General features: G+C 62.3%; 13 protein-coding genes. 3 read left to right on the top strand and 10 right to left on the bottom strand.

What is annotated here, in order from left to right; all coding sequences use genetic code 11:
• Positions 1-68: 68 nt before the first annotated feature.
• Positions 69-440: a response regulator gene (locus tag SPHINGO391_RS12635; protein ID WP_152009157.1), complete on the top strand. Its 372-nt coding sequence runs from the start codon at positions 69-71 to the stop codon at positions 438-440.
• 15 nt (positions 441-455) lie between these two features.
• On the top strand, positions 456-1829 hold the full coding sequence (locus tag SPHINGO391_RS12630; RefSeq protein ID WP_152009156.1) for a PleD family two-component system response regulator: 1374 nt from the start codon (positions 456-458) through the stop codon (positions 1827-1829).
• 435 nt (positions 1830-2264) lie between these two features.
• Here the strand turns inward: SPHINGO391_RS12630 and rpmG are convergent, their stop codons facing one another.
• From rpmG to topA, 6 genes are all read right to left on the bottom strand, one after another.
• Complete coding sequence (gene rpmG / locus SPHINGO391_RS12625; protein WP_007197024.1) at positions 2265-2432, bottom strand: 50S ribosomal protein L33; 168 nt, start codon at positions 2430-2432, stop codon at positions 2265-2267.
• A 92-nt stretch (positions 2433-2524) separates the two neighbouring features.
• Positions 2525-3709: an MFS transporter gene (locus SPHINGO391_RS12620; protein ID WP_152009155.1), complete on the bottom strand. Its 1185-nt coding sequence runs from the start codon at positions 3707-3709 to the stop codon at positions 2525-2527.
• Between the two features lie 10 nt (positions 3710-3719).
• On the bottom strand, positions 3720-4439 hold the full coding sequence (locus SPHINGO391_RS12615) for an NUDIX hydrolase (protein WP_193217275.1): 720 nt from the start codon (positions 4437-4439) through the stop codon (positions 3720-3722).
• Positions 4436-4888, bottom strand: a complete 453-nt coding sequence (locus SPHINGO391_RS12610) for a DUF983 domain-containing protein (RefSeq protein ID WP_152009154.1) — start codon at positions 4886-4888, stop codon at positions 4436-4438. The genes SPHINGO391_RS12615 and SPHINGO391_RS12610 overlap by 4 nt, the downstream gene beginning before the upstream one ends.
• Positions 4889-4948: 60 nt before the next feature.
• Positions 4949-7327, bottom strand: a complete 2379-nt coding sequence (gene rnr, locus SPHINGO391_RS12605) for a ribonuclease R (RefSeq protein WP_244615179.1) — start codon at positions 7325-7327, stop codon at positions 4949-4951.
• A gap of 2 nt (positions 7328-7329) precedes the next feature.
• Positions 7330-9978, bottom strand: coding sequence for a type I DNA topoisomerase (gene topA, locus SPHINGO391_RS12600; RefSeq protein WP_152009153.1), 2649 nt, complete (start codon positions 9976-9978; stop codon positions 7330-7332).
• Between the two features lie 252 nt (positions 9979-10230).
• On the opposite strand from topA, the gene SPHINGO391_RS12595 reads away from it, so the two are divergent.
• Entirely contained in the window at positions 10231-10440 is a 210-nt protein-coding gene (locus SPHINGO391_RS12595; RefSeq protein WP_152009152.1) for a hypothetical protein, read from the top strand.
• Here SPHINGO391_RS12595 and dprA read toward each other — a convergent pair.
• From dprA to SPHINGO391_RS12575, 4 genes are read right to left on the bottom strand one after another with little or no spacing between them, the layout of a single operon-like run.
• A complete protein-coding gene (gene dprA, locus SPHINGO391_RS12590; RefSeq protein WP_152009151.1) occupies positions 10437-11588 on the bottom strand; it encodes a DNA-processing protein DprA in 1152 nt (383 codons plus the stop codon). The two genes, SPHINGO391_RS12595 and dprA, sit on opposite strands and share 4 nt — an antisense overlap.
• The gene (plsY, locus tag SPHINGO391_RS12585; protein WP_152011543.1) at positions 11588-12196 is read right to left on the bottom strand and encodes a glycerol-3-phosphate 1-O-acyltransferase PlsY; all 609 of its coding nucleotides are present in this window, start codon (positions 12194-12196) and stop codon (positions 11588-11590) included. Before plsY ends, dprA begins: the two co-directional genes overlap by 1 nt.
• A 60-nt stretch (positions 12197-12256) precedes the next feature.
• Positions 12257-13543 (bottom strand): dihydroorotase, encoded by a 1287-nt coding sequence (locus SPHINGO391_RS12580; protein WP_152009150.1) that lies wholly within the window; start codon positions 13541-13543, stop codon positions 12257-12259.
• Positions 13540-14475: an aspartate carbamoyltransferase catalytic subunit gene (locus SPHINGO391_RS12575; protein ID WP_152009149.1), complete on the bottom strand. Its 936-nt coding sequence runs from the start codon at positions 14473-14475 to the stop codon at positions 13540-13542. Before SPHINGO391_RS12575 ends, SPHINGO391_RS12580 begins: the two co-directional genes overlap by 4 nt.
• Between the last annotated feature and the right edge of the window lie 121 nt (positions 14476-14596).

The raw sequence follows: 14596 nt of genomic DNA, 5'->3' as shown, positions 1-14596 counted from the left end.
CGCTGGCGGCCGGCAACGACGGGATCCGGCAGGCCGGTGGCCAGCCTGGATCGGGAATGGGATCGGATATGACAAAGCAGGTTATGATTGTTGAGGACAATGAACTCAACATGAAACTCTTCCGGGATCTGATCGAAGCGTCAGGTTACAAGACGATCCAGACCCGCAATGGTCTGGAAGCCATGGACCTTGCCCGCAAGCACCGTCCCGACCTGATCCTGATGGACATCCAGCTACCCGAGGTTTCCGGTCTCGAAGTCACCAAATGGCTCAAGCAGGATGATGATCTGCATGTGATCCCGATCATTGCTGTCACAGCCTTTGCGATGAAGGGCGATGAGGAGCGCATCCGCCAGGGTGGATGCGAAGCTTATATCTCCAAGCCGATCTCCGTGCCGAAATTCATCGAGACGATCAAGACCTATCTCGGTGACGCGTGAGGGTGGAGAGCTGACATGACCGCGCGCATCCTGGTGGTTGACGACATACCGGCCAATGTGAAGCTTCTCGAAGCAAGGCTTCTGGCCGAGTATTTCGAGGTGTTGACCGCCGCAGATGGTATGACCGCGCTGTCGATCTGCGATCAGACCCCCGTCGATCTCATCCTGCTCGATATCATGATGCCCGGCATCGATGGCTTCGAGGTCTGTGAACGGCTCAAGACCAACCCCAGGACCGCACACATTCCTGTCGTCATGGTCACCGCGCTGGATCAGCCGGCGGATCGCGTCCGCGGGCTCAAGGCCGGTGCCGATGATTTCCTGACAAAGCCGGTCAATGATCTGCAGTTGATGACAAGGGTCAAGAGCCTGATCCGTTTCAAGGCACTGAGCGACGAGTTGCGGTTGCGTGCAGAGACCGCGCGCGGCATAGGCCTGGAAACCCTGCTGGCACCCCATCAGGGCCAGCTCGAGGAACCCGGCATGGTGCTGTTGGTCGAGAGCCGCGCCAATACCCAGGACCGCATGTCGAGGGCGCTGGCGGGCATCGCGGACATCACCGCCATCGGAGATCCGCAGGCGGCTCTCTTCGAGGCTGCCGACAAGCCCTATGAGCTGGTGATCGTCTCGTCGTCGCTGGAGGATTATGACCCGCTGCGTCTTTGCTCGCAGCTGCGCTCCCTTGAACGGACCCGCTTCATCCCGATGCTGGTGGTGGCCGAACAGGGCGAGGAGGATCTGGTGATCCGGGCGCTCGAGCTTGGCGTCAATGATTACCTTCTGCGTCCCCTCGATCCGAATGAACTGGTGGCCCGCAGCGTCACCCAGATCCGCCGCAAGCGCTATTCGGACCGGCTCCGGGCCAGTCTATCGGAGTCTGTCGAGTTTGCCGTCACCGACGCTCTGACCGGGCTCAACAATCGCCGCTACCTCGACACCCATCTGGCGACGCTGGTGGATCGTTCCAACCGTCGCGGACGGCCGCTGTCGGTGCTGATCACCGATATCGACCACTTCAAGTCGATCAACGACACCCACGGTCACGAAGGCGGTGATGATGTGCTCCGCGAATTTTCCAAGCGCATCCGCGGTGCCGTGCGCGGCGCTGATCTTGCCTGCCGCTACGGTGGTGAAGAGTTTGTGGTGGTGATGCCTGATACCACATCCGAGATCGCCGCCCAGGTGGCCGAGCGGTTGCGTGACGCGGTGGCGGGCGCTCCGTTCAGGATCTCTGCTTCGGGCGCAGCAGCAGCTGTCACGACTTCCGTGGGTATTGCCACGCTGGAAGTTGATGGCGAGGGCGCTGATTCCCTGTTGCGTCGCGCCGACAAGGCGCTCTACCAGGCAAAAAACAATGGCCGCAACCAGGTTGTTGGACAGGCTGCCTGACAATTTGCAAGTGTTCATCTGGAAGTTGCTGCGGACAATCCCAGTCCGTCAGCATAGTTTCTGATTGTTCATGCCTGGGCTGAAATTTCGTTAAAATTGTTTCTATTATTAACCAATATAGAAAAGATGCTCGAGGCATTCTTAACAAACTATTGATTTTTTACCGGATTGATACAAATATTATAGCACATGATGCGTTTTGGGACTGCCGGGTTGGCATTCTGCGACAGCATAGGTTTTGAATACCCCATGATGTTCAGGTCCGCCGCATCTCCTGGGTCGTGGGGTGGCCGATCGGGATCAAGTGCACAGTGGCATCCTCGTTCCACGCCTTTTTTCCGGTCGGCCCTCGACACGAAAAAACCCGCTTCCGAAAGGAAGCGGGTTTTTTTGTCTGCCGTCGTCGTCCCCGGCCAATCTGGCCGGAAAGCCTGATTACTTGATCTTGGCTTCCTTGAACTCGACGTGCTTCTTGGCAATCGGGTCATACTTGGTCTTCACCATCTTGTCGGTGAAGGTACGGCTGTTCTTCTTGGTCACGTAGAAAAAGCCGGTGTCTGCGGTCGACAGGAGCTTGATCTTGATTGTGGTCGCCTTGGCCATGGTGTTTTGCCTTCTTCAAAAATGAAGCCGCGGACAGCGCTCAAGGCTCCACGGCGAAACTTGCGCGGAAACTACAAAAGCCGCAGGGAAAGTCAAGTCCGTTTTGGACGCAGCACGATACGAAACAGCGTCAGCGCCACATAAAGCGCGAAAAAGAACGCAAGTGCCCAGGCGAAACCGTGATTGCCGGCCACATCCATCGAGACCCCGATGGTTTGCGGGCCCACCAGCATCCCCAGAGCGTAGCAGAAAACGAATGCTGCATTGGCTGCCGCGAGATCCGAACCATGCAGCTTGTCGCCCAGATGCGCCAGCCCGACGGTGTAAAGCCCCGCAACACTTCCACCCCAGAACAGCAGGATGACCGCAGTCAGCAGCCAGTCGTGGATCAGGAAGGGCAGGGCCAGCGATCCCGCCAGTCCGATGAAGGCAAAAAGAGACAAGAGCGGCCGCCGGTCCTTCATTCGATCGGCAATCAGGCCTATCGGGATCTGGAACAGAACATTTCCCAGCCCCATCATCATCAAAAGCAGGGCACCCTGTGATTCGGTGAAACCCGTCCGGTTGGCATAGACCGGGAACAGCGAGAGCCCGCCCGATTCCACTGCCCCGAAGATGAAGACAGCGGCAGTGGCGGTGGGCACAAGGAACACATAACGCAGGAACGGAAGGTCTGGCGGCGTGTCTATCGCCGGGTTTTCCTTGCGCGCCATGATGATCGGGACGGCCGCCAGAAGAATGATTCCCGCGCCGATGAGGAAAGGCAGGATTCCATCCGAACCGATCACCGAGAAGATCAGCGGCCCGGCGGCAAATCCCAGCGACAGAACCGTGGCGTAGATGCCGAGCACCAGCCCGCGCCGCTTCGGCGGTGCGGCGGTGTTGATCCAGAACTCAGAAAGCACGAACAGGATCGTGATCGCGCCGTGGAACACGATGCGCAGTGGAAACCACATCCACAGCGCTTCGGCATAATAAAAGCCCAGCGCGCTCACCGACGCGGCGACAATGGAAAGCACCATCGTGGTGACAACGGAAAGCCGCTGCGCGATCATGGTCGAAAGCGGGGCGGCAACCATGGCCGCAACCCCGGCCATGGCCGAGTTCAAGCCGATCATGGAAGAGGATACACCGCGCTTTTCAAGAATGATCGAGAGCAGCGGCAACCCGAGGCCGATGGCGATTCCCACCGCCGTGATCGCCGAAACCGCAGCAATCAGTGCCGGCCAATGGATCTCCTCGCGGATCACTGGAATGCGGAGAGATGAATTGTCCATTTGGGGTCGCCTAAATCAATTCGCGAACGAATCGTCCGTTGCGGGAGTAGTAGAACGGAACCGCTTTGCCAAATGGTAAAGAGGGGTCTTGCGCGAGCGCCTGCTCGAGATCGGAGAGAATCACCCTGGTAATGCGCGGAAGCGGATGGCTTTCGTGATCATCGATCGGCAGCCATGTCAGGTCGTGCAGCTCGTTGCTGTCGCGGATATCGGCCGGATCAACCCCGACCTCGTCACAGAAACAGGCGAAGAAGCGGGTGTCGAACCTGCGGGCCTGGCCCGGAGGCGTGATCGCCCGGGCGAGAAAGCGGAACTGCGAGACATCCGGGCACAGCGATCCGGCGTGCTCCACGGGCGTCAGCGACAAATGCGCTTCCTCCATCATCTCCCGCGCGGCGGCAACGGCAAGGCCGCGCGCGGCGGGGTCGCCAAACCGCGACTGGGTGCGCACCAGCAGCTTGTCGAACACTTCATCGCGCAAGGGGCGCGCCAGCCGCACCCGGTTGTCGCCCGGATCACGCCGCCCGCCCGGAAACACGTAGAGATCGGGCATGAAGGCGTGCGCCTTGCCCCGTTTTCCAAGTAGCGCGCGCGGAACCTTGCCGCTGCGGTCCATCAGGATGAGCGAAGCAGCGTCGCGCGGGCTTCGCGTCGGATGCCGCTTTTCGCTGGTCCGTGACAGATGGTCCTCGGTCAGGAGTGCAGTGGTAGCGGCAGCGCTGTCGCTCATCGCGCATCCTCATGGGCGGGTGCGGCGAGCATCGGCTCTTCCGACTCGCCGCCAAACCCATGCATACGCAGCGCCCATTGCAATCCGATGACCGCGCCCTTGATGGATGGCAGCATGGCCAGTGTCAGGATCACTGTGATCGGAATCCAGATCATCAGATGCTGCCAGCTTTCAAGCACCAGCCAGGTGTCGGTTGCCATGAAGCCGGCAACAACGATGTGCCCGACGATGAAGATCGCCAGATAGGCGGGGAAATCATCGGCCCGGTGATGAGCCATTTCCTCGCCACAGGCGGGGCAGGCGTCGACCGGCTTGAGGTAGGACCTGAAAAGCTTGCCTTCAGCGCAGTTCGGGCAACGCCCCAGAAGGCCGCGTTTGACCGCGCGCCCGGTGTTGCGGGGGGCTTCCTGATGGGTGTCATGGGCTGTCTTGCCGCCAAATTCCAGCATCTTGTCTCTCCTGCTTCCGACAGCGCGTCGCAAACGCCTGTCTTGTTCGCTGGCGCCGTATCAGCGCCGTCCGCGAGGTGGCCGTGTCCCGGGTTTCTTTGGGGTCCCCCGGCGGGCACGGCCTGATTTGTGAAACGATCGTGTGCCCTTGGGCATTTTCTGCCCTTCGCTCAGCATCTCAAAACGCATTGAGCCTGCCAGCGGGATCACTTCGACCAGCTTGACCTCCACTCCATCTCCCAGACGGTACCCCAGGCCGGTCTTCTCCCCCGTCAGTGCCTGGTGTGCCTCGTCATAGTGATAATAGTCCAATCCCAAAGTTGAAACCGGAATAAATCCGTCTGCGCCAAATTGCGGCAGGCTGACGAAGAGTCCCGACTTGGTCACGCCCGAAACACGGCCGTCAAAGGCCTCGCCGAGGCGGCCCGCCAGATGGTGCGCGACGAGCCGGTCGACGGTATCGCGCTCGGCGGCCATCGCCCGCCGTTCGGTGGTCGATATCTCCGCGGCAATGTTTTCGAGTGCAGCCTCTTCGGCTGGCGTGATGCCGCCTTCGCCCAGCCCCAGCGATCCGACCAGCGCGCGGTGCACGATCAGATCCGCATACCGCCGGATCGGCGAGGTGAAGTGCGCGTACTTCATCAGGTTGAGGCCGAAATGCCCCATGTTTTCAGGCGAGTAAATTGCCTGGCTCTGGCTGCGCAGGACCATCTCGTTGACCATGTCCTGGTAGGGTTCGCCGCGGGCCTTGGCGAGGATGCCGTTGAAGGCGTTGGCCCGGATGGCCGCGCCGCGCGCCAGTGACAGATTGAGCGTACCCAGGAATTCGCGCAGCACTTCCTGTTTGGCCAGCGACGGCTGGTCATGCACCCGGTAGATCAGTGGTTGCCGGCGTTTCTCCAGCGTTTCCGCGGCGGCGACGTTCGACTGGATCATGAATTCTTCGATGAGCCGGTGCGCATCGAGCCGCTCGGGCACGATCACCTTGTCCACCTTGCCTTCCGGGGTGAGAAGGATCTTGCGTTCCGGCATGTCGAGGTCAAGCGGCTGGCGCCGGTCCCGTTCGCGCTTGAGCACCCGGTAGGCGTTCCAGAGCGGCTTCAGGACAGGTTCCAGGAGCGGGCCGGACTTGTCGTCCGGATTGCCGTCCATCGCTGCCTGCGCCTGCTGGTAGGACAGCTTGGCCGCGCTCTTGATCATCACGCGGTGGAAGCGGTGCCCGACTTTTCGGCCTTCGGCGGAAAACACCATGCGCAGTGCCAGCGCCGGCCGGTCCTCGCCCTCGCGCAGCGAACACAGATCGTTGGAAATCCGCTCGGGCAGCATCGGCACCACGCGATCGGGGAAATAGGCCGAGTTGCCACGCTTGAGCGCCTCTCGGTCGAGTGCCGAACCGGGCCGCACATACCAGGAGACATCGGCAATCGCCACGGTGACGATCACACCGCCCGGATTGTCGGGTGAGGGGTCTTCCTCGGCATAAACCGCGTCGTCATGGTCCTTGGCGTCATGCGGATCGATGGTCACCAGCGGGATATGCCGCCAGTCCTCGCGACCGCCGGAAAGGGGCGCTGGTTTCGCGTTTTCTGCTGCGGCAGTCACTTCGGCCGGGAAGACGTGCGGAATGCCGTGCGAATGGATGGCGATCATCGAGATCGCCTTTTCGCCTTCCACCGAACCCAGCACCGCGTGCACCTTGGCGCGGGGAAGACCCATGCGCCCGAGTTTCGCGGTTTCCACCTCGACCAGGTCGCCATCCTTCGCGTCTCCGGTGAAGTCCGGATCGATGGCATACTCCTCGCCGCGCCGCTCGATCGGCATCAGCCGCCCGCCGCCGCCCGGTGCCGAGCGGTAGACGCCCAGGATCAGCCCGTCGCGCCGGTCGAGGATCTTCATGATCCGCGCGGTGTAGCTCATGCCCTTGCCGTGCGGAGCGGCAAAGATCCGCGCCAGCACCTTGTCGCCGATGCTCGCGGCAATCGACGGTGAGCGGGACTTGCCGCGCTCGCGCCCGGCATTGGACTGGCGCACCGTCACCTTGGGGGCGGCACCGTGATCCTCGAGCCACTCCGCCGGGCGGGCAATCAGGTCGCCGTCGCTGTCGCGCATGGTGATTTCGAGCACGGCGACTGCGGGCAGGGTGCCAGGCCGCCGCAGCATCTTCCGGTCCCGCTCGATCAGGCCTTCATCCTCAAGCTCCCGAATAAGGTCTTTCAACTCGGCCCGAGTGTCGCCCTTCAATCCGAACGCCTTGGCAATGTTGCGCTTGGACGCGCGGTCGGGGTTTTCGCTCAGAAAACGCAGGATCGCTTCCCGGTCCGGCATGTCGCCACGACGGAAGGCCGGGCGCGTGTCCGCGTTCTCACCATCGCCCGTTCGGGGGGTCGGTTTGCCGGTCTTGGATTTGTCGGAGCCTGATTTACGGGGAGGGTGTCCCAAATTCAGTCCTTCTTGGCCTTGGCGGCAGCGGGCTTCTTGGCCGCGGCCGGTTTCTTGGCAGCTGCCTTCGCCTTCGGTTTTGCCTTGGCAGCCGCCTTTTTGGCTGGCGCCTTGGTCTTCTTGCCGGAAGCCGCAGCCTTGGCGGCGATCATTTCGAGCGCCTCCTCGACCGTGACCTCGGCGGGAACCTTGTCTTTGGGCAGCGTTGCGTTGATCTTGCCCCAGTTGACATAAGGGCCGTATTTGCCGTCACGCACCGTGATCGGCCCGCCGTCGGGATGGTCGCCAAGCGCCTTCAGCGCCGTGGGCGTGCCTCGTCCGCGGCCAGGGCCCTTGGCCTGCTTTTCGGCGATGACCGTGACCGCGCGGTTAAGCCCGATGGAGAACACGTCTTCCACGGTTTCGAGGTTGGCATAGGTGCCGTCGTGCAGAACGAACGGACCATAGCGACCGATTCCGGCAGAAATCATCTTGCCGGATTCCGGGTGCTGGCCAATGTCCCTCGGCAGGCTCAGCAGCGCCATCGCCTTCTCGTGATCGATGGAATCGACCGCCCACCCCTTGGGCAGGCTGGCGCGCTTGGCTTCCTTGCCGTCGCCGCGCTGGACATAGGGGCCGAACCGCCCGGTGCGTAGCGTGATCGGCTCTTCGGTGTGCGGGTCCTTGCCCAGATCCTTCGGTTCATTCGACAGCGATGCCTCGCCGTCAGCGTTCTGGTCGGCGGAAAGCTGGCGGGTGAAGTTGCAGTCGGGATAGTTCGAGCAGCCGACAAAGGCGCCGTACTTTCCGAGCTTGAGCGAAAGGTTGCCGGTGCCGCAGGTCGGGCAGATCCGCGGGTTGGAGCCGTCTTCGCGCACCGGGAAGACCAGCGGCGCCAGCGCCTCGTTGAGTGCGTCAAGAACCTGGGAAACCCGAAGTTCCTTGGTGTCATCGATGTGGGCGTGGAACTGGGTCCAGAATTCGCGCAACACGTCCTTCCAGGCAAGTTCACCGGCAGAAATCCGGTCGAGCTTTTCCTCGAGATCCGCCGTGAAGCCGAATTCGACGTAGCGTTCGAAGAAGTTCTCCAGAAAGGCGATGACCAGACGGCCCTTGGCCTCGGGGATCAGCTTGCGCTTGTCGATCACCACGTAGTCGCGGTCCCTCAGCGTCGCCAGCGTCGATGCATAGGTCGACGGCCGGCCGATGCCGAGTTCTTCCATCTTCTTGATCAGCGAAGCTTCCGAATAGCGCGGCGGCGGCTCGGTGAAGTGCTGGGTGGCGTTGATCTTCTCCCTGGCGAGGGCTTCCCTGGCATTGATCTCGGGAAGCCGTGCATCATCATCGCCGTCTCCGTCCGACTGTTCGCCGTCTTCCTTGGCGTCGGTGTAGGCGGCAATGAAGCCATCGAAGCGGATCACCGAACCCGTGGCGCGCAGGCCTGCGGTCTTGCCATCCTTCGAGGCGGTGATCTCGACCGTGGTCCGTTCGATCTCGGCAGAGGCCATCTGGCTGGCGGTGGCGCGCTTCCAGATCAGGTCGTAAAGCTTGAGCTGGTCGGGATCGAGATACTTCTTCAGTTCATCCGGAGCGCGCTCGAAACCGGTCGGGCGGATGGCTTCGTGGGCTTCTTGGGCATTCTTGGCCTTGGACGAGTAGAGTCGTGCCTTTTCAGGCACATACCGTGCACCGAAGCGCGTCTCGATGGCCGTTCTTGCTTCCTCGATCGCCTCGGGCGCCATCTGCACCCCGTCTGTACGCATGTAGGTGATCAGGCCAACGGTCTCGCCGCCAATGTCGATGCCCTCATAGAGCTTCTGCGCCACCTGCATGGTGCGCGAGGCGTTGAAACCAAGCTTCGAGGAGGCGGCCTGCTGCAGCGTCGAGGTGGTGAAGGGCGGCGACGGGTTGCGACGGGTCGGCTTGGCCTCGACGCTATCGGCGACAAAGGACGCGCCATCGAGCATGTCCTTGATCTTGTTGGCGAGATCGCCATTGGCTACCGACATCTTGGTGATCTTCTCACCGTCATGCGAAGTGAGCCGGGCGGTGAAACCCTCGCCGCGCGGGGTCTTCAGGTCAGCCGAGATCTGCCAGTATTCCTCCGAGATGAAGCGTTCGATTTCGCTTTCGCGGTCGCAGACCAGTCGCAGAGCCACTGATTGAACGCGGCCAGCCGATCGGGCGCCGGGGAGCTTCCGCCACAGCACCGGCGAGAGATTGAAGCCAACAAGGTAGTCGAGCGCCCGGCGCGCCAGGTAGGCATCGACCAGCGGCGTGTCGATCTCGCGCGGATTGGCCATCGCGTCGAGAACGGATTTCTTGGTAATGGCGTTGAAGACGACACGGGAAACGTGCTTGTCCTTGAGCGCCTTCTTCTTGTTCAGCACTTCCAGCACATGCCAGGAAATGGCTTCGCCCTCGCGATCCGGGTCGGTCGCCAGAATGAGCGAATCGGCACCCTTGAGTGCCTCGGTTATGTCCTTGAGCCGTTTGTTCGATGCCGTGTCGACTTCCCACGACATGGCGAAATCCTCGTCGGGGAGAACCGATCCATCCTTGGCAGGCAGGTCACGGACGTGGCCGAAAGACGCCAGAACCTTGTACCCGTTGCCGAGATACTTGTTGATCGTTTTTGCCTTCGCAGGCGATTCCACTACCACTACATTCATAAGATTGCTCGCATTCGGCCCGGGTTATCGGCAGGCCGCGCGAATTCGCGCCGTACCGATTTGGCCCACGAAATGTACATCGAAATCGATGCGGTCAAGCCCAACGGCCGATTTACCTCCATTTCGCAACCCGAATACAACCAATGCGCGATTGCAACCGTATTGCAATTTAAGATAATTACGGTATCGTGATTTTCGATCTGCCCGCCTCTCGGAAAGAGCCTTGCGGCAGGCAAAAGCAACGGAGCGTTGATGCAACCCCACCCTTCCCAAGGCAAGCTGGAGAATGCCCGCACAGAGCAGAACATTGCCTATATCAGGCAGATGTTGGGGGAACTGGGCACCGTTGCCCGCAACGAAAACGCCGACATGCTGTGTTACCTGATCGAGATGGCCTATCTCGAGGCGGGCGACGTTCTGGCCGGCTCGAGGCCGGTAAGCACGATCGAGAAACCTCGCTAGTCCGCATCAAAGGCCAGCGAAACCATGCCGCCCGGATGTCTGTGCAACCGCCCGGCGAGATCGAGTTCGATCAACACCAGATAGACCGTTTGAGCCGACACTCCGGTGTGCCGGATGATGTCATCGATCTCGGCGGGCGAGGGGCCCAGCGCCTCGATCACCCGTGTCCGGTCGTCATCATGCGGTTCGGTGAAGCGCGCCCCATCGTCACCTTCGGGTTCCTCGAAAAACGGCTCGTCATCTGAAAACAGGCGACTGGAGGGAGCCAGCGCCTCGATCACGTCGCCGCTGTCGGTGGTGACGATCGCGCCATCCTTGAGCAGCCCGTTGGTTCCCGCCGCACGCGGATCAAGCGGCGAACCGGGAACTGCGAAAACCAGCCTGCCGAAGTCGGCGGCACGCCGCGCGGTGATCAGCGAACCCGAGCGTTGCGCCGCCTCGATCACCACAAGCCCGAGGCCGATACCTGCAATCAGCCGGTTGCGACGCGGAAAATCGCGTGCCCGTGGCTCCCACCCCATCGGCATTTCACTGATCGCCAGGCCATTGCCGGCGCGGATCTGCGCGTAGAGTTCATTGTTTTCCGGCGGGTAGGGCTGGTCCAGGCCGCCCGCCAGTGCGGCGATCGTGCCCGCTTCAAGGCTCGCGCGGTGTGCAGCCGCATCGATACCGCGGGCAAAGCCGGAAACGACCACGTACCCGGCAGCTCCCAGTTCCCGTGCCATCCGGGCTGCCATCTTGGCGCCTGACACCGATGCATTGCGCGCGCCGACAATGCCCACCGCGGTTCGCGTCGCAAGCGCCAGGTCGCCGATGGCCGCAATCAGCGGCGGCGCGCCGTCAATGCGCCTGAGCGCCGGCGGGTAGTCCGGTTCGCCAATTCCGATGAACACCGCGCCGAATTTCCGGGCGGCCTCCATCTCCCGTTCCGCGTCATCGACGCTCGCCACCCGGATTGCCCTTGCGGACCCGCCGCGCCGCGACAGTTCCGGCAGTTGCGCGATGGCTGTTTCAGCGGAGCCGAAATGGTTGATCAGGTCTCGGAAGGTGGCAGGGCCGACATTGTCGGAGCGGATCAGCCGCAGCCAGTTCAGTCTCTGGCGATCGGAGAGGGGGACGCCGCGTCTCCCTTCCTCGCCGGCAGACATCAGCCCTTGTCCCCGATCCGGCTCTCGGTTCCCGATATCAGGCGGCGGATGTTCTCATGATGTTTGAGAATGGTGATCAGCGACATCACCACGAACAGTGATCCAACCTCCGGGCGGCCGTAGAGATAAAGTGCGACCGGGACCGCCACCGCGGCAGCGAGTGCGGCCAGCGAGGAGTAGCGGAACAGCTTGGCCATGCCGAGCCAGACTGCGGCAAACACCAGGACGATCAACGGAGCGAGGCCGAGCAGCACGCCCAAATAGGTCGCAACACCCTTGCCGCCCTTGAACTTCAGCCAGACCGGATAGAGATGTCCGAGGAAGGCGCCGAGACCGGCGATCAGCGCAGCTTCCATGCCGAGCACCTGCCGGGCAACGAGAACGGCAACCGTGCCCTTCAACGCATCGGCCAGAAGTGTGGCCGCGGCAAGTTTCTTGTTGCCGGTTCGCAGCACGTTGGTGGCGCCGATATTGCCCGATCCGATCTTGCGGACATCTCCGAGCCCGGCCATGCGGGTCAGGATCAGCCCGAACGGGATCGAGCCGCAGAGATAGCCGAACAGCAGCGAGCCGAGCATCATCGGAGCGGACAGCGTCCATTGGATCATATCAGGCACGGCGCGTCCTTCCTCCCGTGGAACCCGGTTGCGTGGCTCTCAGGCCCGCACTCAGGCGCGATGAACTGTGACACCTGCAACCAGTGTTTGCAATACTTTGCCGCTGAACCTGGCATCCTCGAATGCTGAGTTCTTCGATTTGGACACGATGTCGTCCTTGGACAGCACCCACGGGTACTCCGGGTCGAACAGGGCGATATCAGCCCGCGCGCCGACTGAAAGCGTTCCCGCATCAAGGCCGAGGATCTGCGCCGGGCGGGTCGACATGGCGTCCACCAGCCGCATCAGCGGAACATCGCCTGAATGATGAAGCCTGAGGGCTGCCGCCAGCAGGGTTTCAAGCCCGATGGCCCCGTTCTCGGCGTCCGCGAAGGGCAGCCGCTTGGTGTCGACATCCTGCGGATCATGCGCCGAGACGATGATATCGATGGCGCCGTCAGCCAGTGCCGCAACCATGGCCCGGCGGTCATCTTCGGTCCTGAGCGGCGGCGACAGCCGGAAGAAGGTCCGGTATTCGCCGATGTCGGTCTCGTTGAGTGTGAGGTGATTGATCGAAATCCCGGCGGTCACATTGAGCCCGCGCGCCTTGGCGGCGCGGATGATCTCGGCGGATTCGGGCACCGAAATGCTCATCGCGTGGTAGCGGGAGCGGGTCAGCGCCGCCAGCCGCAGGTCGCGCTCGAGCGGGATGATCTCGGCTTCGCGGGGGATCCCCGGCAAGCCCAGCCAGCTTGCAAAAAGCCCCTCGTTCATCACCCCGGCACCGCCCAGATAGCGGTCCTGCGTGGCCATCGCCACCACGGCGCCGAAATCCCGTGCATAGGTCATCGCCCGGCGCATCACCGCCGGATTGTCGACCGTATGGCGGCCGTTGCAAAGCATGACCGCACCGGCGTCGAGCAGCAGCCCGAACTCGGTCATTTCCTCGCCGTCGAGCCCCTTGGTCAGCGCCGCGGCCGGGTGCACATTGACCACGGCCTCGTCGCGCGCCAGACGCTGGACGAAATCCACCAGCGCCACATCATCGATCACCGGATCGGTGTCGGGCATCATGATGATCGAGGTCACGCCGCCCCGGGCGGCCGCACGGCTCGCCGAGGCGATGGTTTCGCGGTGCTCCGCGCCCGGCTCGCCGATATGTACGCAGGCGTCGACCAGCCCTGGAATCGCGATCAGGCCGGCGCAATCCTCAACTTCGGCATCGGCGGGAACGGAAAAGCCGGCTGCGCTCGCGCCGCAAGCCGCGATCCTGCCGTCGATGATGACGATGTCGCCGGTCTCGTCCATTTGCGTCGACGGATCGACGATCCGGACATTCCGGAGGACCCGCGCGCTCATCGGGCCAGCTCCCCGTGCAGCATCAGCGTTTCCATCACCGCCATCCGTACCGCGACCCCCATCTCGACCTGCTGCTCGATCACGCTCTGCGGCCCGTCGGCAATGTCGGAGGCGATCTCGACGCCGCGGTTCATCGGACCCGGATGCATCACCAGTGCATCTTCCTTTGCCGATTTGAGCTTTTCTGCGTCAAGGCCAAAGTAGCGGAAATACTCGCGCACCGAGGGCACGAAGGAGCCGGCCATGCGCTCTCGCTGCAACCTCAGCATCATCACCACGTCCGCGTCCTTGAGCCCGTCTTCCATGCGCTGGAACACCTCAACGCCCATGTCGGCGATGCCGGAGGGAAGCAGCGTCGAGGGCGCCACCACCCGGACCCGCGCGCCTAGCGCGTTGAGAAGCAGAATGTTCGAGCGTGCCACGCGCGAATGCAGTACGTCGCCGCAGATGGCGACCGTCAGGCGGCCGACCTTGCCCTTGGCGCGACGGATGGTCAGCGCGTCAAGCAGCGCCTGGGTCGGATGTTCATGCGCGCCGTCGCCGGCATTGATCACCGGGCAGCCGACCTTCTGCGACAGAAGCGCCACCGCGCCCGCCGACGAGTGCCGCACCACCAGCACGTCGGGCCGCATGGCGTTGAGCGTCATCGCCGTGTCGACAAGGGTCTCGCCCTTCTTCACGCTGGAATTGGCCACCGACATGTTCATCACGTCCGCGCCAAGCCGCTTGCCGGCCAGTTCGAACGAGGCCTGGGTCCGTGTCGAGGATTCGAAAAACAGATTGATTTGCGTGAGACCGCGAAGGGTGGTGGTCTTCTTCTCGCGCTGACGGGAGATCTTGACCGCTTCGTCCGCCTGATCGAGCAGATAGTGGATGTCCGGCTCCGAAAGCCCCTTGATTCCGAGCAGGTGGCGGTGCGGAAATGACATCATTTGTCCCGTCGGTTGAGGTCTGATGCATATGCTACAACATCCTTTGCGGATCCGATTTGGATGCGCGGCGCTGTAGTGCGGTCTATAGAAAGGTTCCGGGGCAGGGGCAAGCTTGCCAGAG

The sequence above is a fragment of the Hoeflea sp. EC-HK425 genome (genome assembly GCF_902498795.1).
Lineage (GTDB): Bacteria > Pseudomonadota > Alphaproteobacteria > Rhizobiales > Rhizobiaceae > Hoeflea > Hoeflea alexandrii.
The sequence above is the reverse complement of the archived record's forward strand: the minus strand, read 5'-3'. Positions and strand labels throughout refer to the sequence as shown.

What these genes read in the sequence shown, in the direction of transcription:
- dprA (WP_152009151.1), bottom strand. Translation starts at nt 11,588, where the DNA reads ATGTCTGCCGGCGAGGAAGGGAGACGCGGCGTCCCCCTCTCCGATCGC.
- SPHINGO391_RS12635 (WP_152009157.1), top strand. Translation starts at nt 69, where the DNA reads ATGACAAAGCAGGTTATGATTGTTGAGGACAATGAACTCAACATGAAA.
- SPHINGO391_RS12580 (WP_152009150.1), bottom strand. Translation starts at nt 13,543, where the DNA reads ATGAGCGCGCGGGTCCTCCGGAATGTCCGGATCGTCGATCCGTCGACG.
- SPHINGO391_RS12610 (WP_152009154.1), bottom strand. Translation starts at nt 4,888, where the DNA reads ATGCTGGAATTTGGCGGCAAGACAGCCCATGACACCCATCAGGAAGCC.
- topA (WP_152009153.1), bottom strand. Translation starts at nt 9,978, where the DNA reads ATGAATGTAGTGGTAGTGGAATCGCCTGCGAAGGCAAAAACGATCAAC.
- SPHINGO391_RS12575 (WP_152009149.1), bottom strand. Translation starts at nt 14,475, where the DNA reads ATGATGTCATTTCCGCACCGCCACCTGCTCGGAATCAAGGGGCTTTCG.
- SPHINGO391_RS12595 (WP_152009152.1), top strand. Translation starts at nt 10,231, where the DNA reads ATGCAACCCCACCCTTCCCAAGGCAAGCTGGAGAATGCCCGCACAGAG.
- SPHINGO391_RS12615 (WP_193217275.1), bottom strand. Translation starts at nt 4,439, where the DNA reads ATGAGCGACAGCGCTGCCGCTACCACTGCACTCCTGACCGAGGACCAT.
- SPHINGO391_RS12630 (WP_152009156.1), top strand. Translation starts at nt 456, where the DNA reads ATGACCGCGCGCATCCTGGTGGTTGACGACATACCGGCCAATGTGAAG.
- SPHINGO391_RS12620 (WP_152009155.1), bottom strand. Translation starts at nt 3,709, where the DNA reads ATGGACAATTCATCTCTCCGCATTCCAGTGATCCGCGAGGAGATCCAT.
- rpmG (WP_007197024.1), bottom strand. Translation starts at nt 2,432, where the DNA reads ATGGCCAAGGCGACCACAATCAAGATCAAGCTCCTGTCGACCGCAGAC.
- plsY (WP_152011543.1), bottom strand. Translation starts at nt 12,196, where the DNA reads ATGATCCAATGGACGCTGTCCGCTCCGATGATGCTCGGCTCGCTGCTG.